The organism is Streptococcus oralis subsp. tigurinus (genome assembly GCF_002096275.1).
GTDB classification, from domain to species: Bacteria; Bacillota; Bacilli; order Lactobacillales; family Streptococcaceae; genus Streptococcus; species Streptococcus oralis_CN.
This window is the reverse complement of sequence record NZ_NCUG01000018.1, coordinates 131,801-154,985: the sequence shown is the minus strand read 5'-3', so window position 1 is coordinate 154,985 and position 23,185 is coordinate 131,801. Positions and strand designations below refer to the sequence as shown.

19 protein-coding genes are annotated in these 23,185 nt (G+C 40.2%); 5 read left to right on the top strand and 14 right to left on the bottom strand.

The window, feature by feature from the left end:
- Positions 1-153: 153 nt before the first annotated feature.
- The 6 genes from pulA to B7725_RS05845 form a co-directional block, all read right to left on the bottom strand.
- Positions 154-2,439, bottom strand: a complete 2,286-nt coding sequence (gene pulA, locus B7725_RS05870) for a type I pullulanase (protein WP_084875099.1) — start codon at positions 2,437-2,439, stop codon at positions 154-156.
- 158 nt (positions 2,440-2,597) lie between these two features.
- Positions 2,598-4,556, bottom strand: a complete 1,959-nt coding sequence (ligA, locus tag B7725_RS05865; protein WP_001005756.1) for an NAD-dependent DNA ligase LigA — start codon at positions 4,554-4,556, stop codon at positions 2,598-2,600.
- 90 nt (positions 4,557-4,646) lie between these two features.
- Positions 4,647-5,825: an MFS transporter gene (locus B7725_RS05860; protein WP_084875097.1), complete on the bottom strand. Its 1,179-nt coding sequence runs from the start codon at positions 5,823-5,825 to the stop codon at positions 4,647-4,649.
- Positions 5,826-5,905: 80 nt separating this feature from the next.
- On the bottom strand, positions 5,906-6,769 hold the full coding sequence (locus B7725_RS05855; protein WP_084875095.1) for an Rgg family transcriptional regulator: 864 nt from the start codon (positions 6,767-6,769) through the stop codon (positions 5,906-5,908).
- Between the two features lie 44 nt (positions 6,770-6,813).
- The gene (locus B7725_RS05850) at positions 6,814-8,412 is read right to left on the bottom strand and encodes a DUF2971 domain-containing protein (protein ID WP_239823772.1); all 1,599 of its coding nucleotides are present in this window, start codon (positions 8,410-8,412) and stop codon (positions 6,814-6,816) included.
- Positions 8,385-10,286 carry an ABC-F family ATP-binding cassette domain-containing protein gene (locus B7725_RS05845; RefSeq protein ID WP_084875091.1) on the bottom strand — a complete coding sequence of 634 codons (1,902 nt, stop codon included), beginning with the start codon at positions 10,284-10,286 and terminating at the stop codon, positions 8,385-8,387. The genes B7725_RS05850 and B7725_RS05845 overlap by 28 nt, the downstream gene beginning before the upstream one ends.
- 230 nt (positions 10,287-10,516) lie before the next feature.
- Between B7725_RS05845 and B7725_RS05840 the strand changes: the two genes are divergently transcribed.
- Both B7725_RS05840 and B7725_RS05835 read left to right on the top strand, forming a co-directional pair.
- Positions 10,517-12,235 (top strand): phospho-sugar mutase, encoded by a 1,719-nt coding sequence (locus B7725_RS05840; protein WP_084875089.1) that lies wholly within the window; start codon positions 10,517-10,519, stop codon positions 12,233-12,235.
- A gap of 110 nt (positions 12,236-12,345) precedes the next feature.
- Positions 12,346-12,693, top strand: coding sequence for a thioredoxin domain-containing protein (locus B7725_RS05835; protein WP_084875087.1), 348 nt, complete (start codon positions 12,346-12,348; stop codon positions 12,691-12,693).
- A 33-nt stretch (positions 12,694-12,726) separates the two neighbouring features.
- Here B7725_RS05835 and B7725_RS05830 read toward each other — a convergent pair whose 3' ends face one another.
- The 8 genes from B7725_RS05830 to yjbM all read right to left on the bottom strand — a co-directional run bounded on the left by B7725_RS05830 (position 12,727) and on the right by yjbM (position 20,290).
- Positions 12,727-13,536, bottom strand: coding sequence for an MBL fold metallo-hydrolase (locus B7725_RS05830; RefSeq protein ID WP_084875086.1), 810 nt, complete (start codon positions 13,534-13,536; stop codon positions 12,727-12,729).
- A 1-nt stretch (position 13,537) separates the two neighbouring features.
- Positions 13,538-14,887, bottom strand: coding sequence for a cell wall metabolism sensor histidine kinase VicK (gene vicK, locus B7725_RS05825; protein ID WP_084875084.1), 1,350 nt, complete (start codon positions 14,885-14,887; stop codon positions 13,538-13,540).
- A complete protein-coding gene (yycF, locus tag B7725_RS05820; protein WP_084875082.1) occupies positions 14,880-15,587 on the bottom strand; it encodes a response regulator YycF in 708 nt (235 codons plus the stop codon). The genes vicK and yycF overlap by 8 nt, the downstream gene beginning before the upstream one ends.
- Before the next feature lie 75 nt (positions 15,588-15,662).
- Complete coding sequence (gene mutY / locus B7725_RS05815) at positions 15,663-16,823, bottom strand: A/G-specific adenine glycosylase (protein WP_084875081.1); 1,161 nt, start codon at positions 16,821-16,823, stop codon at positions 15,663-15,665.
- Between the two features lie 82 nt (positions 16,824-16,905).
- Positions 16,906-17,880 (bottom strand): phosphate acetyltransferase, encoded by a 975-nt coding sequence (pta, locus tag B7725_RS05810; RefSeq protein WP_084875079.1) that lies wholly within the window; start codon positions 17,878-17,880, stop codon positions 16,906-16,908.
- 43 nt (positions 17,881-17,923) lie between these two features.
- Positions 17,924-18,820, bottom strand: a complete 897-nt coding sequence (locus B7725_RS05805; RefSeq protein ID WP_084875077.1) for an RluA family pseudouridine synthase — start codon at positions 18,818-18,820, stop codon at positions 17,924-17,926.
- Positions 18,817-19,635 carry an NAD kinase gene (locus B7725_RS05800; RefSeq protein WP_000799063.1) on the bottom strand — a complete coding sequence of 273 codons (819 nt, stop codon included), beginning with the start codon at positions 19,633-19,635 and terminating at the stop codon, positions 18,817-18,819. Before B7725_RS05800 ends, B7725_RS05805 begins: the two co-directional genes overlap by 4 nt.
- A complete protein-coding gene (gene yjbM / locus B7725_RS05795; protein ID WP_084875075.1) occupies positions 19,619-20,290 on the bottom strand; it encodes a GTP diphosphokinase in 672 nt (223 codons plus the stop codon). Before yjbM ends, B7725_RS05800 begins: the two co-directional genes overlap by 17 nt.
- Positions 20,291-20,418: 128 nt before the next feature.
- Here yjbM and B7725_RS05790 point away from each other — a divergent pair, with 128 nt between their 5' ends.
- The 3 genes from B7725_RS05790 (at position 20,419) to B7725_RS05780 (ending at position 23,184) form a co-directional block, all read left to right on the top strand.
- Positions 20,419-20,988 carry a CYTH domain-containing protein gene (locus B7725_RS05790; RefSeq protein ID WP_084875074.1) on the top strand — a complete coding sequence of 190 codons (570 nt, stop codon included), beginning with the start codon at positions 20,419-20,421 and terminating at the stop codon, positions 20,986-20,988.
- Positions 20,989-21,099: 111 nt separating this feature from the next.
- On the top strand, positions 21,100-22,059 hold the full coding sequence (locus B7725_RS05785) for a ribose-phosphate diphosphokinase (RefSeq protein WP_001283846.1): 960 nt from the start codon (positions 21,100-21,102) through the stop codon (positions 22,057-22,059).
- A 9-nt stretch (positions 22,060-22,068) separates the two neighbouring features.
- Positions 22,069-23,184 (top strand): cysteine desulfurase family protein, encoded by a 1,116-nt coding sequence (locus B7725_RS05780; RefSeq protein ID WP_084875072.1) that lies wholly within the window; start codon positions 22,069-22,071, stop codon positions 23,182-23,184.
- The last annotated feature ends 1 nt before the right edge of the window (position 23,185 follow it).

The window sequence follows — 23,185 nt, the reverse complement described above, 5'->3', positions numbered from 1 at the left end:
TTCAGAAAATTACAACCCTTTTTGTGGAAATATTGATATTTTTTTCACAAACTTGATTCTTCAAATTATTTGAATTTTATTCCTATTAGATATTGGTTTTTCAATAAAAATCAAAAAAGGCCTAGTTAATCTAAACCTTTTTAGAACATTAATTTACGAGAGTACCTTTAAGACCACGACACTGGTATCATCAATCACATTCGATTTTTTAGAACGACTATTAGACACCAGCATTTCAAGATTTCCTGCATTTTCAAAGTAGAAGGAAGTTCCCTTCGCATTAAAGACTACCAATAAGTGCTCTGGTCCACCGTGAATTTCGTAAACGATCCATCCGCTATTTTCAGCAGCTGTATGGACGAAGACATGGCGATAGACTTCTTCATATGTAGGATAGGAGAAGGCACTGGTCTGTGTTTTCAGGCGAATAATCTGACGGATAAAGTCAATGCTCTCTTGTCTCTCATTGATTAAATCCCAGTTGACTTGGTTGACACTATCTGGAGCATTGTAACTATTCATGGCACGTTCTCTATCTGCCGCAGTCAGCTCGCCATTTTCTCCAGTAGCAAGGAGTTTAGTGCGGCCAAATTCTTGCCCCAACTCTATAAAGGACATCCCTTGCATAAGAATGCTCATCGCTGTTGCTGTCTCAACTTGGCGCATAATCTTATCTAAACTGTGATCTGGATGAAGGGTCACCAACAAATCATGCAAGTTGTAATTATCATGGGCTTCCACATAGTTAAGGACTTGGTTTGGACTAAGATAGGAACCCAATTCCCGACTACCAAGAATAGCCTTAGCTACAATTGATTCTGTAGCTGCACCACTAACAAATCCTGCCTTGACTGCACCATAAACTTCTCCTCCTTTAACCGCATCTCGCTGATCATCATTGAAGAATCCAATATTTGGCATCTGATAGGCGTTGTCCTTCTTGGCCTTATCATAAGGTGCAAGACCTGTCCCCATATCCCAACCTTCTCCATAAGTGATAATACGTGGATCAACTTCATCAAGTGCCCAACGAATTGCCTGCATGGTTTTAACATCGTGAATTCCCATCAAGTCAAAACGGAAACCGTCAATATTGTATTCTTTCACCCAATAAAGGAGTGAGTCAATCATATACTTGCGGAACATTTCGTGTTCACTCGCGGTTTCATTTCCTACTCCTGTGCCGTTTTGGAAGGTTCCATCTGGATTCATACGATAGTAATAATCAGGAACAGTTGTTTGGAAAGGTGCATCAACTGTTGAGAAGGTATGGTTGTAAACGACATCCATAATGACACCGATTCCTGCATCATGATAAGCCTGAATCATTGTCTTGAGGTCTCGAATAACTTGTCCAGGATCATCTGGATTGCTAGAGAAACTCGTTTCTGGAGCATTGTAGTTTTGAGGGTCATAACCCCAGTTATAGGTTACATTTCCATCCTCATCATATTCCTTATGGCGATCAAAGATTGGTTGAAGTTGAACATAATTACAACCGAGCGCTTTGATATAGTCAAAGGCAGTTGTTTGACCATACTGGTTAACCGTTCCAGTCTGGGCAGCCCCAAGGAAGGTCCCTCGAAGGTTTTCTGGAACTCCAGATGTCGGTGATTTTGTAAAATCACGAATATGCATTTCACAGATAACTGCTTTACATGGATTTTCCAAACGCCAAGGAGCATCTGTCCCATGTTTAACTTCGAATCCTTCTACCTGTCTATCTTGCTGAGAGAGAATGACGGAACGTTTTCCATCAGGACTTGTTGCAGTTGTATAAGGATCTCGTGTCAAAGTCTGGTGGTGCGGAAACTCAACCTGGTACTGATAAGCTTTACCTGCAAGATTTTCATCTAGATCTACACTCCAAAGACCAATAGTATTGTACTTATGACTGTATGAATAGCTATTCCCACGCTCTAGATTAAAGGTTTTCCAAACCGGCGCATCGTTGCTGGTATTTTCATAGACAACCACTTGAACCGCTGTAGCTGTAGGAGCCCAAAGTTTAAAGCTTGTCTGGTAGTCTGAGATACTATACCCCAACTCTCCTTGGTATCCCCAATGATGATCAAAACTCTCACTGTGAAAGGCTTTATCAAAAGCAAAAGGGTTTTGATCTTTATAGAAAGGACTTGCAATGGCTGGATTTTCAGAATAATAAACTGTCTCATCACCATCTAAGATCCAAACCTCAGTCAACAGTGGATAATGGTTAAACCGTAGGAGATAGTCTTTTGCCTTTCCATCTATTTCGACAGAAAAGGTCAGAGTATCGAGCCTTTCTGCACTTATGACGGTAAAGGATAATTTGGCTCCAAAATAGTCATTTTCATAATACAAATTTTCTTTAATATCTGCCTGTTTTCTACTGAATGAACAGGCATCATAATCTCCATTTTTTCGGTGAAAATGGATGACTACTGGGTATCTATACATTTCTTTTCCTAATTCCTAATTCCTAATTTCAATTTTTTTATGTGGTGCTGAAGAATTTAGCGGGAATTTCAGCACAATAGAGAATAGCCTTAATAGATATAAAAATACATCAGGAGAGATAGTTTCAGACTATCTAACATCTAGTTTTCAACTATTCTTTACAAACTTTCTAGCCAAGCTTCATCTCGAACTTCGATACCAAGTTCTTGTGCTTTTTGGAGCTTGCTTCCTGCATCTGCTCCTGCTACGACAAGATTCGTTTTCTTAGATACACTGCCTGTAACTTTGGCACCAAGACTTTCGAGTTTACTTTTGGCTTCAGAACGTGTGAGACGTTCCAATTTTCCAGTTAATACAACGGTCAAACCTGACAAGACCGCATCCGCTACTACTGTCTGTCCTTTGTAGTCCAGATTAACTCCAGCTTCTTTCAACTCGTCTAGGAGAATCTTCGATCCTTCTGTAGCAAAATAAGTCTGAAGGCTTTGAGCAATCACACTACCCAAGCTCTCGATACTTGCTACTTCCTCTGGGTCTGCTTGGGCTAGATTTTCAATAGAGTGAAAGTGTTGGAGCAAGAGTTGGCTAGCCTTGCTTCCGACATGGCGAATTCCCAAACCGAATAAAAGCTTTTCAGCAGAGTTTTCCTTGGATGCTTGAATGGCCTGATACAGTTTAGAAGCAGACTTTTCCTTGACGCCTTCTAAAAGGAGGAAATCGTCTTCATTCAAACGGTAAATATCCGCCACATCCTTAACTAGATTAGCAGCAAAAAGCTTTTCAACGATAGATGGACCAAGTCCTGTAATATTCATGGCATCTCGAGAGGCAAAGTGAATCAAACCTTCCATGATTTGGGCAGGGCAGCGAGGATTGATACAACGTAGAGCAACCTCATCTTCAAAATGAAGTAACTGACAGTCACAGCTTGGACAGTTAGTCGGAATATCTAGTTTTTCTTCAGAAACACGCTTGGACTCTACCACACGCAAAACAGCAGGGATGATGTCTCCAGCCTTATAAACGATAACCGTATCGTCCTTTCGGATATCTTTTTCAGCAATATAATCTACGTTGTGGAGAGTTGCACGACTGACGGTTGTCCCAGCAAGCTGAACTGGTGTCAGATTGGCAGTTGGCGTGACAACTCCAGTACGGCCAACTGTCCAATCAACTGAAAGGAGTTGGGCTTCTTTTTCTTCAGCAGGAAATTTATAGGCAACTGCCCACTTGGGCGCTTTAACGGTAAAGCCAAGCTCTTCTTGACCTGCAAGGTCATTGACCTTGATTACCACTCCATCAATGTCATAAGGTAAATTATCCCGTTCTTGTCCAACTTCTTGGATGAAATTCCATATCTCATCCATGCTTTCAGCCAGAATTCGCTTAGAATTAACCACAAATCCAAGCTGTTCAAGATGCTTCAAGACCTTTTCTTGGCTATCACGAGTAGAAGGGCTTACTTCTTGATAGAGGAAAGTCGCAAGATTACGCTTGGCCACTACTGCGGTATCCAACTGACGGAGGGTTCCTGCAGCTGCGTTACGAGGATTAGCAAATTCAGGCTCTCCATTTTCTTGGCGAGCTTGGTTGACTTGATCAAATGAAGTGCGTGGCATGTAACACTCTCCACGGACAGTGATATCAAGTTCTTCTGGCAAGGTCAAAGGAATGTCCTTGACGCGCTTGAGATTTTCGGTGATATTTTCACCAACAGAACCATCCCCACGTGTGGCACCAACAACCAAAATCCCCTTTTCATACGTAAGCGATATAGACAAACCATCGATTTTCAATTCACAGATATAGGTCGGTTGGGGTAATTCCTTTCGAACACGCGCATCAAAAGCTTCTAACTCTTCACGTGAAAAAGCATCCTGCAAACTATAAAGAGGATACTGATGACTGTATTTTTCAAAACCGTCTAAAACCTTACCACCAACACGATGGGTCGGACTGTCCGCTAAAACTTGATCTGGATAGGCAGCTTCCAACTCGACTAACTCTCGGTAGAGGCGATCATACTCGCTATCTGAAACCGAGGGGTTATCACTTGTATAGTACTCGGTTGCATAGCGATTGAGTAAGGCAACTAACTCATTCATTCTTTCATTCATAATATTATTTTACCACAAATGAAGCCCTCCTCACAATAGAGAAGGGCTGAAAAATGGTTCGTAGTGAAATATTTTCTAAAAAAATAGAAATTAGGACTCTTTTTCAAAATGACTTCGTACATAAATAAGGGATAGACAAGACAGGATAACAACTCCACTTCCGATTATCAGGAAAGAAGAGAGATGTACGCTTGGCAGCACCGTCATAAAGCCTTTTGCAATCGGCATAAATAGAATGGCTAAAGTAAAAATTGTACTTAATACTCTACCCAAATATTCACTTTCAACCTTGGTTTGAACCTGAGTAAAAAAGTGAATATTAAAAATCGTCATAAACAGTTCACAAACTAAATTTCCCGAAAAGGAAAGAAAAGTTGGCAGTGGTAACCCCATCATAAAAACTCCTACTCCAGTAAAAGCCAATAGAATCAAAAGATTATAAACATTTGCCTTTATTTTACTAGCTAGAAGAGCTCCGATAATCGAACCAATAGCGCCCATAGTTAAAATAGTTGCATAAGCTCCTTCTACCCCGTAAAGCCGTTCTGAAAAAGGAAGGAGAAATTCAAAAGCTGCAAAAAAGAAATTAACACTGGAAGCCACTAACAAAAGGAAAAAGATCTCTTGCTGGCGCCAGATATAGTCAAGTCCTTCTTTCATATCAGAAAAAATATTTTTCCAGCAGAAAGTCCTTTTCACTTGTTCCTGAGTCTCTTTTTTGGGAAGTAAAGCTACTAAGGTAAATGCAATGAAAAAACTAATGGCATCTAAAACGAGCGTCATATGGAGACTGGCGAATTGTAAAACGATGAAAGACAGTACAGGGGAGCTAACGCCTACAACCTGCAAAACGAGCTCTAAGCGAGCATTGTAGGTCACAATCTCGCCTTTCTCTACAACCTCAGTTATAATGGCTTTATTGGCTGTACGAGAAAATGCAAAGGCAACCGCCTGAACAATATTGGCAAAAATCAAGGCAGCAATCATCAAGCTATCATTTCTGATGAAAGAAATAGCTAAACAGAGAAGGCCACAAATCAAGTCTGTCGTCATCAAAATTTTGCGACGCGAAAAGCGATCTGAAATCACTCCACCAAAGGGATTAACCAGAATCGATGTAACCAACTCAGAAATTTGATAAATTCCAAGAACAGTCTGTCCTATCGTCCCCATTGATGCCAACCAAACACTGTTTCCATAATCATAGAGCATATTTCCTATCTTATTAATAGCCCCACGACTAATCAACTGGATTGCATGTCGATTCATATAAAAAGCTCCTCTCAAATTTTGAAACTATTGTATCAAAACTGAAAGGAGTCTCTTTATTTTTCCCTTATTTGGGAAATTTAAGGATTTACAAATTTTTCATAATGTTCCTGATAGTAAGCCACTTGCTCTGGAAGTCCAAGTACTTCAAAAATATGCATGGCTTCCTGCATTTGGCTACAACCTTCTGCTTTCAAGTCTCTCTGGTAGAGGGCGAAACCCTTGAGATAATGGAAGATATTGCGCTCATAAAGCTTGATACCATTTCCAATCAACTTCTCCACATAGGCCTCAAAATAGTCCGCATCCGCAAAGGATCGATTTTCCAAACAATGCTGGTAACAGTTAAGAGCTAAAATCAAAACAAGTTTTCGATGACGACCAATTTCCTTGTAGTACTCTTCCCGCTCCATGACTTCTCTGCCAATCCGAGCTACATAGTCCACATTGTAGAAAGTATAGAGATTCCCGAAAAGAATCAACTCATACATAGTCCATTCTTCTGTTTGAAAAAGATAATCTGCTACCTTTTCCAAATCACTCTGACTCATCGTGTAACGAGTATCTCTTTGACAAATCAGGCCTTGTAGCAGAATCCAATTCAGCTCAAAATAGAGGGGATTGGTCGAACTCTTTGCTTTCTCAAGCTGTTCCTTTTGAAGCTTTTGAAAACCTGCAATATCATTTGAGTAGTAAAGCGGAATAATCTGTGCCATCAAGGCAACATGTTCATGATTTTGAAAATCCCTAGCCTTGTCCATGAAATTTTCAATGGTCACATGAATATTATCCAAAATCTCAAAGAAACGAGAAACTGCTAGATCAGACTCCCCAAGCTCGAAGCGAGATAACTGAGAGGTTGAACATGATTCACCTGCCGCCTCTTTCAAAGAGTATTTCCCACTTGTTCGAAATTCACGAAATACCTTTCCAAGATGTTCCATTTTTTACACCCTTTTTAACAAAATAAACACTCAAAGTTAATGAATTAACGATAAGAGATTTGTGACTTAGTTACTTCAATATTTCTATCAACGAATTTTATATAGGGAGCAACAAAATCAATATCATCACATTTAGGACCAAGTTTAATTTTTGAATATTTTAGTTCTTTGTCAATATAAGCATATAGACCAGGAATCACACTATTAGAACTTTCACTAGAAAAAATAACATCTTCCTTGCCTTCGTAAGATTTAATAATTCTATATTCATTTTCATAACTGTAATCTGCTTCTTTAAATAAATAACGAATGTCATCTATTAGATTCAATGCTAAAGAAAAGTATTTTTTTCTTCCGTCGTCATACTCTTTAATTTTATCAAATGCTAATTTAATTGAATCGATTTCTTTATCTAATGAATCTTCTGCAAGATTATAACAAACTTTATAAATTTCTACCCCTTCTTCTATTAAGTCTTTAATGTACTTAAAATGATATGTTAGATTAATCCCTTTTGCATCATCACCATATTGTTTCCACATTGGGAGACTATCATCTAGCTGGTGACTATCTCCATTTTGTGTCATAGAAGCAAAGAAGAATGGCGATGTATCATAATCAGTTTCAGGTAAATCCTCTTTCCCAATCCCTATGAGATTGAGAAACGTATACCCTTCATTTGGATCATTCATTTGTCTGGCATTGCTAAGCCGTAATCTAGGATAATCATTTTTATCATCAGTTTTATAAAGCAGAAATTTTAAGGTGTTCAGGGAGGTGTAGTGAACAAAGTTTTTATCTTCTAATTTATATTTCAATTTATTCTTTATCTTCTTTACACTAGCCGATATTTCTTTCAATTCATCTTTTTCAATAGTTTCTAACTCTGACTTTAGCTGTTCAAAGTCAGTCTTATCAATCAAAGACTTTAAATATTTATATCCCTCATAGGACTGACTTTCATCATAATTTTCTATGTAAACTTTGACTAATTGATCCAACAAATCATAATTACATTTTTTAATTATTTTTGAAATATATCTTTTTCCCACTTCATCTAGTTGATCATCTTTTAATCTTTCTAAAATAAAAGATAGATAATTCCCAATATTCAAATTTTCATCAATTTCTTTAAGCTGTTGATTTGATTTAATAATTTCCGCACTTTTTGTTATCCCATCATTTCTTAAAAGAGCATTCTTTACTCCTTCGTTTTCTTTTATTTCTTCCGGTAAGTCTGTAAGCGTTAAATCATTATTTTTTTCAAGAAAATTATTATAATTTTCTAAACCTATTTCATACAAGTTTTGATAGAATTCAATATTACAAGCTAAAGAATATTTTTGATTCCTATCAAAATCATTTTTAGTCAGTTTAAAAATAGATTTTATTTCGTAATCATTCTTTTGTTGCTCTATTTCAGATTCATAAATTCTATATCTACCTATGTACCTTTCATTACGATCTTTGTCATAGTAGTAAACATGGAAAGTGATATAATATCCATAGTCATTCCAATCATCTTTAAAGAAAACGAAACTATCTAAATAATTTTTTTTAGTCACATCTTTATAGACTCTATCAAAATATTTATATTCTACCATTATTTCTCCTTTTACACCTGCTCCGATAATTCTTCCCACTCAAGCATAGCCTCTTCCTGACGCCGGCTAATCTTATCAAGTTTTGCTTGTAATTCCATGAGTTTTTCGGCATCGTTGATTTCCAGCATTTGTTCAGAAATGGCTTGACTTTGAGTTTCTAACTCTTCGATTTCAGCCTCTAAACTCTCGATTTGGCGCATGAGCTTACGGGCTTCTTTTTGACTTTCTTTCTGGGCTTGGTAGTCATTAACTGAACTTGCTTCTTTTACTTGATTACTTGTTGAAGTTTCTTCTGTCTGGCTGACTTCCATTTCAGCCTTTTTATCAACATAGTAGTCATAATCTCCAAGGTAGAGGGTTGAGCCATTCTCAGACAATTCCAAAACATGAGTGGCCACACGATTGATAAAGTAACGGTCATGACTGACAAACAGCAAGGTACCGTCAAAGTCAATCAGGGCATTTTCTAACACTTCCTTGCTATCAATATCCAAGTGGTTTGTCGGCTCGTCCAAAATCAGGAAGTTATTGTTTTCCATTGAAAGTTTGGCAAGCAATAAACGAGCTTTCTCGCCACCTGACAGCATCCCGACTGACTTTTTAACATCATCTCCTGAGAAAAGGAAGGCACCAAGGCGGTTACGGATTTCAACTTCTGGCGTCAGTTTAAAATCATTCCAGAGTTCGTCTAGGACCGTATTGTTTGGTGTTAGCTTACTTTGAGTCTGATCATAGTATCCAACCTCAACATTAGCACCAAAGCGCTTATCTCCCTTGATAAAAGGAATCTGGTCTACTATTGACTTGATAAAGGTTGATTTCCCAATCCCATTTGGACCAACGATAGCAACAGCATTCATTTTACGAAGGTCTAGGTTGATAGGTTCTGACAATATTTCCCCATCATAGCCAATAGCTGCGTTTTCAACAGTCAAAACAACATTGCCCGATGTTTTTTCAGACTGGAAGGTCATATTGGCTGATTTCTTGCCAGCTTCCGGCTTGTCCAAACGCTCCATTTTTTCTAGTTGTTTCCGGCGAGATTGGGCACGTTTGGTCGTTGAAGCTCGGACTAGATTGCGATTGACAAAGTCTTCTAGAGCCGCGATTTCCTTCTGTTGTTTTTCATAGTTTTTTGCCTCAGTAGCTAGCTTTTGCTCCTTTAACTCAACAAAACGAGAGTAATTGCCTACATAACGATCCAAGGAATGCTTGGTCAAATCTAGCGTAACCGTCGCAACCTTGTCCAAAAAGTAACGGTCGTGACTGACAATAATGAGGGCGCCGCTATAGTTCACCAAGTAATTCTCTAGCCAGGCTATGGTTTCAATATCCAAGTGGTTGGTTGGTTCGTCCAAGACCAAGAGATTGGGCTTTTCAAGGAGCATTTTGGCAAGTGCTAGACGAGTATTTTGGCCACCAGAAAGCTCGTCAATTTTCATCTGCCACATAGACTCGTCAAACTTGAATCCATTTAAGATAGCATGGATATCAGCTTCGTAGGTGAAGCCACCAGCCTGACGGAAATTCTCAGACAAACGATCATAATCCGCCATCAGTTTATCCAGATCTTCACCAGACTTTTCACCCATCTCCAGTTCCATCTGACGAAGTTGCTTCTCATTCCGACGCAAGTCATCAAAGACGTGAAGCATTTCATCGTAAATGGTATTTTCAGACTCAAAACGGCTATCTTGGGCCAGGTAAGACAGAGAAACATCTTTTTTCTTATTGATTTCTCCACTGGTCGGCTCCTCTTCCCCAACCAAAATCTTCAAAAGAGTAGACTTACCTGCCCCATTTTTCCCAACGAGGGTAATCCGGTCTCGTTCATCAACTTGCAGGTTGATATTATCAAAAAGAACCTCTCCTGCAAAAGAACGTTCAATTTTATTAGCTTGTAAAATAATCATACATCTATTTTACTATCTTTTTCTCTTTTGCACAATTGCAATGAAAAAAGTTCGAGTCATAAACCCGAACTATTCATCTTCTTTTTCATTAGAAAGCGTATAGGGCTGTTCTTCTACAATGAAATAAAAGTAAATTTCCTACATTTTAAGTTATGCTAACGTTTTACTAAATTGATAAATCGTGATATAATGAAAGCGATTAAAAGAATATACAAAAAAGGAGATGCTCTATGACTTACCAAGAAAATTATCAAAAATGGGTCGATTTTGCCGACCTTCCCGACTATCTTCGTCAAGATTTAGAAAACATGGACGAAAAAACAAAAGAAGATGCTTTCTACACCAATCTTGAATTTGGTACTGCAGGTATGCGCGGCTTGATCGGTGCAGGTACAAACCGCATCAACATCTATGTTGTTCGTCAAGCAACTGAAGGATTGGCTCGTTTGATTGAGTCAAAAGGTGGAAATGAAAAAAATCGTGGTGTTGCGATTGCCTATGATAGTCGTCACTTCTCACCTGAGTTTGCCTTCGAATCTGCGGCAGTTCTTGCAAAACATGGTATCAAATCTTACGTATTTGAAAGCCTTCGTCCAACTCCAGAACTCTCATTTGCAGTTCGTCACCTCAACTGTTTTGCAGGTATCATGATTACTGCCAGCCATAACCCTGCTCCATTTAACGGTTACAAGGTTTACGGTGAAGACGGTGGGCAAATGCCTCCACATGACGCGGACGCTTTGACTACTTACATCCGTGCTATCGAAAACCCATTCGCTGTCGAAGTTGCTGATGTAGAAGCTGAAAAAGCTTCTGGCTTGATTGAAGTTATCGGCGAAGCTGTTGATGCAGAATACCTCAAAGAAGTAAAAGATGTAAATATCAACCCAGCCTTGATTGAAGAGTTTGGTAAAGACATGAAGATTGTCTACACACCACTTCATGGTACTGGTGAAATGTTGGCTCGCCGTGCTCTTGCACAAGCTGGATTTGACTCAGTTCAAGTCGTTGAAGCTCAAGCAACTCCAGATCCAGATTTCTCAACTGTTAAATCTCCAAACCCAGAAAACCAAGCAGCCTTTGCACTTGCTGAAGAACTCGGCCGTCAAGTTGGTGCTGATGTTCTTGTGGCGACTGACCCAGACGCTGACCGTGTTGGTGTTGAAGTGCTTCAAAAAGATGGGAGCTACCTCAACCTTTCAGGTAACCAAATCGGTGCTATCATGGCTAAATACATCTTGGAAGCTCATAAGAGTGCTGGAACTCTTCCTGAAAATTCTGCTCTCTGTAAATCCATCGTATCAACTGACTTGGTAACGAAGATTGCTGAAAGCTACGGCGCAACCATGTTCAACGTTTTGACTGGCTTCAAATTTATCGCTGAAAAAATCCAAGAATTTGAAGAAAAACACAATCACACTTACATGATGGGATTTGAAGAAAGCTTCGGTTACTTGATTAAACCATTCGTACGTGATAAAGACGCTATCCAAGCCGTTCTTGTCGTGGCTGAACTTGCCGCCTACTACCGTTCACGTGGTTTGACACTTGCTGATGGTATCGAAGAAATCTACAAAGAATACGGCTACTACGCTGAAAAGACCATCTCTGTTACCCTTTCTGGTGTCGATGGTGCAGAACAAATCAAAGCGATTATGGCTAAGTTCCGTAACAATGCTCCAAAAGAATGGAACACAACAGCTATCACTGTCGTAGAAGACTTCAAGGCTCAAACTGCTACTGCTGCTGATGGTACTGTGACAACTTTGACTACTCCTCCAAGTGATGTGTTGAAATATACACTTGCTGACGGTTCATGGATTGCAGTTCGCCCTTCAGGTACAGAACCAAAAATCAAGTTCTACATTGCCGTTGTGGGTGAAAGCAACGAAGATTCACAAGCTAAGATTGCTAACATCGAAGCGGAAATCAATGCGTTTGTGAAATAACACTCTATAAAGATGAGATAAACTAGTCTCATCTTTTTTTCGTATCAAATCTAAGCAATTTTAGGAACTTTGTGGCATACTAGTTTTATCAAAAAAAGAGAGGTATTCTTATGAATCAGTTTTTAGAAAATATTAAAGATCTTGAAGTCACAACTGTTGCCCGTGCTCAAGAAGCACTCGATAATAAAGAAACAGCAACCTTCTTCATCGGTCGTAAAACTTGCCCTTACTGCCGTAAATTTGCTGGCACTTTGGCTGGTGTCGTAGCTGAAACCAAAGCGCACATCTACTTTATCAACAGTGAAGAACCAAGCCAACTCAATGAATTGCAAGAATTCCGCTCACGCTATGGAATCCCAACCGTACCAGGCTTTGTTCACATTGCAGATGGACAAATCAAGGTCCGTTGCGACTCTTCAATGTCCGCACAAGAAATCAAAGAATTTGCTGGATTGTAAAAAATATAAAAAAGAAGGCACTCGCCTTCTTTTTTATATCTCTGTCAATGGTGTTGCAGTATCTGGAGAGGTATCATAAACTTTCAAGTCTACCCCCACTCCCAGATCAGCTTGCGCTAGCTGGTTGACCATGGTCATATGAGCCAGCTCCTTGATATTGTTCTCTTTTGACAAATGCCCAAGGTAGATTTTCTTGGTTCGATTTCCCATTGCACGAATCATGGCCTCAGCACCATCCTCGTTAGAGAGGTGACCGAGATCCGATAGGATTCGCTGTTTGAGACGCCAAGCGTAAGATCCTGCTCGCAAAATCTCTACATCGTGGTTGGACTCAATGAGATAACCGTCCGCATTCTCGACAATTCCTGCCATACGGTCACTGACATAACCTGTATCGGTCAGTATGACAAAGCTCTTGTTGTCTTTCATAAAGCGGTAAAACTGGGGTGCTACCGCATCATGGCTAACCCCAAAACTCTCAATATCAATATCGCCAAAGGTTTTGGTTTTACCCATTTCAAAAATATGCTTCTGCGATGAATCCACTTTACCGAGGTACTTGCTATTTTCCATAGCCTGCCAAGTCTTTTCATTGGCGTAAAGGTCCATACCATATTTGCGAGCCAATACACCAACTCCATGGATATGATCTGAATGTTCATGCGTAATCAAAATCGCATCCAAATCTTCTGGCTTACGATTGATTTCGCTCAAAAGACTGGTGATTTTCTTACCAGACAAGCCTGCATCCACTAAAATTTTCTTTTTTGGCGTTTCCAGATAAAAGGAATTTCCACTGGAACCTGATGCTAAAATACTATATTTAAAGCCTTTTTCACTCATTCTAGTCTTCTATTTCGTCCTCCCATATTTCTTCTTTTACGGCCTCCTTATCATAAGGGAGCACTATGGTAAAGGTTGAGCCCTTACCGTATTCGCTTTTTGCCCAAATAAAACCATTGTGTTGTTTGATGATTTCTTTCGCGATAGCCAGACCCAGACCAGTTCCACCTTGAGCACGACTTCTTGCGCGATCCACACGGTAGAAGCGGTCAAAAATCCTAGGTAAATCTTGTTTTGGAATCCCAAGACCCTGGTCAGAAATTGATAAAATCATCTGGTCATCCGTAGTTTTCATGCTGACCGTAATCTTCCCACCATCTGGTGAATACTTGATAGCATTGTTGAGAATATTATCAATCACCTGGGTCATCTTATCCGTATCAATCTCGATCCAAACTGAATTGATTGGGTAATCTCGAACCAACTCATACTTTTTCTCTTCATCCTGGCTCCTCATCTTATCGAAACGGTTGAGGATAAAGGTGATGAAGGCTGTAAAGTTAATCAACTCCACATCCAACTGAGTGGTCGCATTATCAATACGAGAGAGATGCAAGAGATCTGTCACCATCCGCATCATACGGTTGGTTTCATCAAGCGAAACCTTGATAAAATCAGGGGCTACAGGATCATACAAGGCTCCCTCGTCCAAGGCTTCAAGATAAGATTTAACACTGGTCAAAGGAGTTCTCAACTCATGGCTCACGTTTGAAACGAAGAGTCTCCGTTCGCGTTCTTCCTTCTCCTGCTCGGTCGTATCATGTAAAACAGCAACCAAACCAGAGATGAAACCTGACTCACGGCGAATCAGAGCGAAACGTACACGAAGACTCAGGTATTCACCATTCACATCTTGGGAGTCAATCGTCAACTCAGGTATCTGTGTAATCAGGTCACGCAGTTCATACTCATCTTCTATCTTAAGCAATTCGAGGATGCTTTTATTAAGAACATCTTCTTTCTGCACACCAAGCTGTTTCTTGGCCATATCGTTAATCATGGTAATCTGGCCACGGCGATTGGTCGCAAGCACCCCATCTGTCATGTAAGAAAGAATACTATGCAGCCTTTTACTCTCTTGTTCCAGATTTTCTTGGGTCAAACGAATAACTTCTGACAAATCATTCAGGTTATTGGTAATATTGGTGATTTCTGTACTGCCCTGTAAGTCCAAGACTTGAGAATAATCACCCGCAATCAAGTCCTTAACCTTTTGATTTATCTCCTTGAGACGGATATTATCTCGACGGTTCTCCAGTAAGAGCAAGGTCACCACCAAGATAAAGCCAAGTAAAATCAAGATAAAGATAAAATCACTGGTCAGAATAGTTTGTCTAATATCTTCAATCATTATTTTTCATATAGTAGCCAACACCACGACGGGTGAGGATATACTCTGGACGACTTGGAGTGTCTTCAATTTTTTCACGCAAACGTCTGATGGTCACGTCCACTGTCCGAACATCACCAAAATAGTCATAACCCCATACAGTCTCAAGCAAGTGTTCACGCGTAATCACTTGACCAATATGAGATGCCAAGTGATACAAGAGTTCAAACTCACGGTGGGTCAAATCTAATTCCTCACCATATTTCTTAGCCACGTAAGCATCTGGAACGATTTCCAAATCACCAATTTGTAAAGGTTGCATCTTCTTCTCATCAGACTCTTGGCTATCTACTGAAGCAAGATCTGTACGACGAAGCAGAGCCTTGACACGGGCTTGTAACTCACGGTTTGAGAAGGGTTTTGTAACATAATCATCTGCACCTAACTCCAAACCGATAACCTTGTCAAACTCGCTATCTTTAGCTGAGAGCATAATAATCGGAACGCTACTAGTCTTACGAATAGCTTTAGCAACTTCTAAACCATCGATTTCCGGAAGCATCAAGTCTAGAATAATAATATCTGGTTGCTCTGCTTCAAATAGCTCAATTGCTTCACGACCATTAAATGCAGTTACAACTTCGTAACCTTCCTTGGTCATATTAAACTTAATAATATCCGAGATTGGTTTCTCATCATCTACAATTAATATTTTTTTCATTTTATCACCTTTTCTCTATCTATTATAACAAAAAAATACAAAGAAGGCACAAATGGCTACTGTAAGCCTTCATCTTCAAGAGTTGTTTTTATAAGCCTGCCAAATTTTTTGTTGAGGTTTAGCCAGTGGATAATCAGAAAACTCCTGAGGAGAAACCCAACGAACTTCTCTGTCAGAAAACTGTTTCGAATCTGTCACTTGACCAGCTAGGATTTGAATATGCCATTTCCGATGACTAAATACATGCTTTACCTGGTCAAATACTTGCTGGGACCAATTCACTTCTAAATCATAATCCTGCTCAAAGTTTTCTTGAGGGCTTGGTCCAAAAGCTCTGCTTTCCTCTTTGACTTGTGAAAAGAGATCTAGTTGATTATCATCGCTGTAGAAATCCTCAACTTCAATCAGTGGGAAATGCCAAAAACCGGCTAGCAGTTTCTCACTTTCATTTTTCTCAAGAAGATATTGACCACGGTCATTGCGCACAACCAAAGCCTTGAGATAGATTGGGAGAGGCTTTTTCTTGGGTTCTTTAATCGGATATACATCCATGGTCCCATTTTGATACGCTGCGCTAAAATCCTTAACAGGGCTTTCTTCTGGTCTAGGATTAACTGGGGCCTCTATGTCGGACCCTAAATCCATCAGAGCTTGGTTAAAGTCTCCTGGTCGTCTCGGGTCAATCAAGATTTCCATCATGGCTTGGAAAATCTTTCGATTGCTGGGAACTCCGATATCATAATTAACCTCAAATAAGCGCGCTAAAACTCGCATGACATTGCCATCAACCGCTGGCTCAGGCAAGTTAAAAGCGATACTGGAAATTGCTCCCGCAGTATAGGGGCCAATCCCTTTCAGGCCAGAAATTCCTTCATGGGTGTTTGGGAATTGACCACCAAAGTCAGATATAATCTGCTGAGCTGCAGCCTGCATATTGCGTACTCGAGAATAATAGCCCAATCCCTCCCAAGCCTTCAGCAGACGCTCTTCAGGGGCATTCGCCAGACTTTCAACAGTTGGAAACCAGTCCAAGAATCGTTCATAATAGGGAATAACTGTATCCACCCTGGTCTGCTGGAGCATGATTTCAGATACCCAGATGTGATAAGGATTTTTACTTCTCCGCCAAGGTAAATCTCTTTTGTTTTCATCATACCAGTTGAGGAGTTTCTCACGAAAAGAAATGATCTTCTCCTCCGGCCACATGACGATACCGTATTTTTTCAAATCTAACATATATCTAGTATAACATAGAAGCTTCTAGCTGTCCTTTTCTCAGTACTAAAAAGCCTCTTTCCATGGGAAAGAGGACTAAATCTTATTGATGAACTGCTTGAGCTGCTGTGATAAGGGTCAACTTGTACACATCATCGGCATTACATCCACGAGAAAGGTCGTTAACCGGTTTGTTCAAACCTTGTAGAACTGGACCTACAGCCGCGAAGCCACCAAGACGTTCTGCAATCTTGTAGCCAATATTTCCTGCTTCGATACCAGGGAAGATAAAGACAGTTGCTTGCCCAGCAACGTTACTTCCTGGAGCTTTCAATGCTGCAGTTTCAGGGTGGAAGGCTGCATCAAATTGCAACTCACCATCAATCTCAAGGTCTGGACGCAAATCATGAGCGATTTTAGTCGCTTCAACAACCTTATCAACGCTTGCACCAAAGCCTGAACCTTTAGTAGAATAGCTTAGCATGGCAATTTTAGGCTCGATACCAAACATCTTAGCTGTGATCGCTGAATTGACCGCAATTTCAGCCAAGGCTTCTGCATCTGGATTGATATTAATGGCACAGTCTCCAAATAGATAACGTTCTGTACCACGTACCATAAGGAAGGCACCTGAAGTACGAGTTACATTTGGACGAGTTTTAATGATTTGTAGAGCTGGGCGAACTGTTGAGGCAGTTGAGTGAATAGCTCCTGACACCATACCGTCAACCAAGCCCAAGTAGACTAGCATCACACCAAAGTAGTTAACATCTTCAACCAAAACTTTGCGCGCTTCTTCTTCAGTCATTTTGCCCTTACGACGCTCTACTAAAGCAGCAACCATTTCTTCATATTGAGGATAGTGTTGGGGGTCAATCACTTCATAGCCGTCCATAACCCCTTCGATTTCAAGATAAATTTTGATTTTTTCTGGGTTCCCAAGCAAAACAGGAACAACTTCTGTTTCTTTTACCAAGCGTTTGGTTGCCTGAAGAATACGAGGTTCTTCCCCTTCAGGGAGAACAATACGAGCATTTTTGCCAACTAGGTTGGCTTTGAGATTTTCAAAAACTTCCATGAGTTTTCTCCTTTAAAAAATTAAATTATACTCAAAATAGATTTTAAAGAGTATTAGTTGATAACTGAGTAATAAGATTGTTAAAATCACCTGACAAGGGGCTTTCAAGCTCTAGCTGACGCTCCAAGAAGGGATGATAAAATGATAAGAAATGGCAATGCAAGGCCTGACGTTGAATCCCATCGTCTAAGCTTCCTCCATAGAGATCGTCTCCCAACAAAGGAAAGCCGATATGAGAAAAATGCACTCGGATCTGATGAGTTCGTCCAGTATGCAGGCGAATATCAACTAGGTGAATATCTCCATAAGACGCCACAACTTTGTAAGACGTATGAGCGTATTTCCCACCTTTGGCAACCCGTCTCGTGATAATTGAGTCCACATCACGCGCAATCGGGGCGATAATCTCCCCTTCTGGCTCCAAGACGCCAGCTCCTTTAACTAAAGCAAAGTAACGTTTCTCAATAGACTTTCGTTGCAGTTGCTTGTCTAAACGTGCATGAGCGTAGCCATGTTTGGCAAAAAGCATCAAACCAGATGTATCTCTATCAAGCCTAGTCACGATGTGAACTTGCTGATTTTCATATTCTTGTTTGACATAGTAGCCCTTGATAAAATTAGCAATGGTATTGGAATGATTGACACTGGGGATGGAAGCTACTCCATAAGGCTTATTCAAAACCAGAAAATGATCATCCTCATACAAGATATCGAGTGGTCGATCGATGGCCTCCAAGGTTTCAAAGCCTTCCTCTGATGGAATATCAATAGTCACCCTGTCTCCAATATCTAAGAAATAAGTCGCATTTTGAGGTTGACCATTGACCAGAATAGCCCCACCTCGAAACTTAATCTTAGCCAAAAGTCCCTTAGAAACCTCATGTTTCTTGAGGAAGGTCTTGACTTTGACATGCTCATCTGCGGTAAATTCGAACCTCATTCATCCACCTCGCCGATGAAGGCATCTTTGACACGATTCCAGAAACTAGTGTGGCTTGGTGTCGCTACGAAGTGAATCTTGTGATGGTCGATTTGATACTCAATCCGTTCGATATTACGGAATGAATAGACGCTGTTATCGACTGATATCGTGTGGTAATCATTGCGTGTCGGCAAGAGTTCAATCTTATCTTTTTTTGGAATAATGATTGATGATCCCAGAGTGCGATAGACTCGGTTGTTAAGACTTGCTATTTCCGTCAACTGCAAGGCTTCAATGGTAGGATGCAAGACAGCTCCACCCAAAGACTTGTTGTAGGCAGTACTTCCCGTCGGCGTTGAAACAGTCACTCCATCTCCACGAAATCTCTCGAACGGAACATGGTTAATGATGATATCCGCCACCATGGTGCGATCTGATCGACGGATGCTCGCTTCATTTAAAGCGCGGAAGATTTTCACTTCTCCATTTTCAAGTGTTACCTTGACATTCAAAACTGGATAGGAAACTTTGGCACCAGTGTCTAGCAGAAGATTAGTCACCAACTGATCCAACTCAAAATCACGATAATCTGTGTAAAATCCCAAATGCCCTGTATGAACACCTACAAATCGAACCTTGTCTAACTGATTCTCATACTTGTGAAAGGCAGACAAAAGCATCCCGTCACCACCAATGGAAATGACGATATCGGGATTGGTATCGTTCAGTATAAAATGCTGTTTCTTTAGTTTCTCCCTCAGTTCATGCAAAACCTTCTGACTTTGTGGCTTTCTATTAGCTATGAGGTCAACTCGTTTACCTGTATTCTTCATCTGTATCGTCACTATTTCCTACACCATCGTTTAGTTTTCTGCTCAATGGATCAAAGAGAGCCTGCGCTTCCTGTATATCGTCACGAATCTTACCCATTTCTTCATCCAGTTGATAGGCTATTTTGGCCGTGATTTCCAGTCTTTTCCTGATTTCTTCTGGGAAATCGCCCTGGTATTTATAATTGAGCGAGTGCTCAATCGTAGCCCAGAAATTCATGGCTAAAGTACGTATTTGAATTTCCGCCAAAATCGTCTTAGCTCCGTTGATCGTATCAACCGTGTACTCGACAACCACGTGATAAGAACGATAACCTGAAGCCTTACGATGAGTGATATAGTCTCGTTCCTGAATGATTCTCATGTCTTGGCGTTTACGTAGAATCTCAACTACCTCTTTAACGTCATCAACAAACTGAACCATGACACGCAAACCCGCAATATCTTGCAAGTCATTTTCTAAAGTCGCATAAGTAATTCCTCGACGTGCCATCTTTTCTTTGATACTTTCAATCGGTTTTACCCGACCGGTTACAAACTCAATCGGAGAATGCTTGTTTTGCTTACGATACTGTTTGCGAATCCCCCGAAGTTTAATCTTCAATTCACCAACAGCCTGAATGTAAGGATCTAAAAATTCTTCCCATTCTATGGTCATACTTTCTCCCTTGTAATGTTTGATTGCTCTGTCGAAAATCTTTGATTTTTTCAGTACATTCGTATACAATAAATACATTGTCCATTATACCATAAATCGCTTTCAAAGATATAGAAAAGGTTGAAAAAATGAAACATTTAGAAATAGAATTGAAAACACTTCTGAAAAAAGAGGAATATGATCATCTAAAAAAACAGTTTTCCCATATCCAACCCGTCCTTCAGAAAAACTACTACATTGACACACCAGATTTCCAATTGCGAGAAAAGAAGGTTGCCATGCGCATTCGCACTTTTGCAGATTGGGCGGAATTGACCTTGAAAGTGCCTCAAACTGTAGGAAATATGGAATACAACCAGAAACTAACTCTTCCAGAAGCTGAATCGTACCTAGAAAAACAAAAACTACCTCAAGGGCTCGTTCTAGAAAAGCTCGCTAAGATTGGTATTGAAAGTCATGACTGGCTTGTTTTAGGCTGCCTTTCGACTCTTCGTTATGAAACGAAAACAGAAATCGGCTTAATGGCGTTAGATGAAAGTCACTACTTTGACCAAACGGACTATGAACTCGAGCTTGAAGTCACAGACCATGAAAAAGGGAAAGCCGATTTTCGGAAATTTTTAGATGAAAATCACATAACTTATCAGAAAGCTCCTTCAAAATTAATTCGTTTTATTAAAAGCATGAAAAAAAGCTGAAATAATCTCCTTTTTTTGGTAGAATAGAAAAGATAAAAATAAAAGAATCTTGCTTTGAAAAACAGAACTTTCTCAAAGGAGATTCACAAAGTTTACAGAGGACGGTCTATAATGTCAGATAGAAACAACATGAAACTTTTCACCCTAAACTCTAACCCAGAAATCGCTCAAAAGATTGCGGATACAGTTGGTGTACCTCTCGGAAAATTATCCTCTCGTCAATTTTCTGATGGTGAAATCCAGGTCAACATCGAAGAAAGTGTCCGTGGTTACGATGTTTACATCATCCAGTCAACCAGCTACCCCGTTAGCAACCACTTGATGGAATTATTAATCATGGTTGATGCTTGTGTTCGTGCAAGTGCTCATAGTATCAACGTTGTCCTTCCTTACTTTGGTTATGCTCGTCAGGATCGTATCGCTTCTTCTCGCGAACCCCTCACTGCAAAATTGGTTGCCAATATGCTTGTCAAGGCTGGTGTAAGCCGTGTTCTAACGCTTGACCTCCACGCTGTTCAGGTCCAAGGTTTCTTTGACATTCCTGTAGACAATCTTTATACTGTTCCTCTATTTGCTAAGCACTACTGTGATAAAGGACTTCTTGGCTCTGATGTTGTTGTTGTTAGTCCAAAGAACTCCGGTGTTAAACGTGCTCGTAGTTTGGCTGAATACCTTGATGCCCCTATCGCTATCATTGACTACGCCCAAGACGATTCTGATCGTAATGAAGGCTATATCATTGGGGATGTCGAAGGCAAGAAGGCTATCTTAATTGACGATATTCTAAATACTGGTCGTACTTTCTCTGAAGCAGCCAAAATCGTTGAACGTGAAGGTGCAACTGAAATTTATGCAGTATCTAGTCACGGTTTATTTGTTGAAGGTGCAGCAGACCTCCTTGATGCTACAAACATCAAGGAAATCCTTGTGACAGACTCAGTAGCAACTAAAGAAAGAACTCCAGAAAATGTATGTTACATTACTGCTAGCGAGTTAATCGGAGATGCTATCGTCCGCATCCATGAAAGAAAACCAGTCAGCCCACTCTTTGCTTACAACAAAAAGAAATAAGGTGATTCTTTGATTTATTTGGACAATGCTGCAACGACTCCTATGTCAGCAGTTGCTATTTCAGAAATGACCAAGGTCATGCAAGAAACCCATGGTAATCCTTCTAGTATTCATAGTCATGGTCGACAGGCTGGCAAGCTCTTGCGAGAAGCCCGTCAGGAACTAGCCCAGTTATTGGGGACAAAATCTCAACATATCTTTTTCACATCTGGTGGTACAGAAAGCAACAATACAGCTATTATCGGCTATTGTCTCCGTCATCAAGAACGTGGAAAACATATCATCACGACAGCTATTGAACACCATTCTGTGCTTGAGACTATCGATTATCTGGTTCAACATTTTGGTTTTGAAGCGACCATCATCCAACCAGTAAATCAAGAAATTACTGCCCAGCAAATTCAAGAAGCCTTACGTGACGATACCATTCTCGTTTCCACTATGTATGCTAATAATGAGACGGGTAGTCTCTTACCTATCGCTGAGATTGGACGTGTTTTAAAAGAACATCCTGCTGCTTATCATGTTGATGCTGTTCAAGCTATCGGAAAAATCCCTATCCATCCAGAAGAATTAGGAATTGATTTCCTCAGTGCTTCCGCCCACAAATTCCATGGACCAAAAGGAATCGGCTTTCTTTATGCATCTTCCGCGGACTTTGATTCCTACCTTCACGGTGGAGACCAAGAACAAAAGAAACGGGCTGGAACAGAAAATCTCGCTGCCATTGTAGGCATGGTCGCTGCTCTCAAAGAGGACTTAGAGCAGCAAGCTGAACATTACCAAAAACTAGAGGGATTAAAATCTGCTTTTCTAGATGAGATTGCAGATCTAGAATACTATCTCAACGAAAGCCAACACCAGCTTCCTTATGTTATCAACATTGGCTTTCCTGGTCAAAAAAATGATTTGCTCTTGCTACGGTTAGACCTTGAAGGAATTTCAATTTCTACCGGTTCGGCTTGTACTGCTGGTGTCGTGCAAACCAGTCATGTACTTGAAGCTCTTTATGGGCCTGATTCTCATCGTTTAACAGAATCTGTCCGTATCAGTCTGTCTCCTCTTAATACCGAGGAAGAACTGAAACAACTCGCACAAGCCTTAAAAAATATTATTGGAGATTAAT

Coding starts and splice junctions, on each gene's coding strand:
- pulA (WP_084875099.1), bottom strand. CDS start 2,439: ATGTATAGATACCCAGTAGTCATCCATTTTCACCGAAAAAATGGAGAT.
- ligA (WP_001005756.1), bottom strand. CDS start 4,556: ATGAATGAAAGAATGAATGAGTTAGTTGCCTTACTCAATCGCTATGCA.
- B7725_RS05860 (WP_084875097.1), bottom strand. CDS start 5,825: ATGAATCGACATGCAATCCAGTTGATTAGTCGTGGGGCTATTAATAAG.
- B7725_RS05855 (WP_084875095.1), bottom strand. CDS start 6,769: ATGGAACATCTTGGAAAGGTATTTCGTGAATTTCGAACAAGTGGGAAA.
- B7725_RS05845 (WP_084875091.1), bottom strand. CDS start 10,286: ATGATTATTTTACAAGCTAATAAAATTGAACGTTCTTTTGCAGGAGAG.
- B7725_RS05840 (WP_084875089.1), top strand. CDS start 10,517: ATGACTTACCAAGAAAATTATCAAAAATGGGTCGATTTTGCCGACCTT.
- B7725_RS05835 (WP_084875087.1), top strand. CDS start 12,346: ATGAATCAGTTTTTAGAAAATATTAAAGATCTTGAAGTCACAACTGTT.
- B7725_RS05830 (WP_084875086.1), bottom strand. CDS start 13,536: ATGAGTGAAAAAGGCTTTAAATATAGTATTTTAGCATCAGGTTCCAGT.
- vicK (WP_084875084.1), bottom strand. CDS start 14,887: ATGATTGAAGATATTAGACAAACTATTCTGACCAGTGATTTTATCTTT.
- yycF (WP_084875082.1), bottom strand. CDS start 15,587: ATGAAAAAAATATTAATTGTAGATGATGAGAAACCAATCTCGGATATT.
- mutY (WP_084875081.1), bottom strand. CDS start 16,823: ATGTTAGATTTGAAAAAATACGGTATCGTCATGTGGCCGGAGGAGAAG.
- pta (WP_084875079.1), bottom strand. CDS start 17,880: ATGGAAGTTTTTGAAAATCTCAAAGCCAACCTAGTTGGCAAAAATGCT.
- B7725_RS05805 (WP_084875077.1), bottom strand. CDS start 18,820: ATGAGGTTCGAATTTACCGCAGATGAGCATGTCAAAGTCAAGACCTTC.
- B7725_RS05800 (WP_000799063.1), bottom strand. CDS start 19,635: ATGAAGAATACAGGTAAACGAGTTGACCTCATAGCTAATAGAAAGCCA.
- yjbM (WP_084875075.1), bottom strand. CDS start 20,290: ATGACCATAGAATGGGAAGAATTTTTAGATCCTTACATTCAGGCTGTT.
- B7725_RS05790 (WP_084875074.1), top strand. CDS start 20,419: ATGAAACATTTAGAAATAGAATTGAAAACACTTCTGAAAAAAGAGGAA.
- B7725_RS05785 (WP_001283846.1), top strand. CDS start 21,100: ATGTCAGATAGAAACAACATGAAACTTTTCACCCTAAACTCTAACCCA.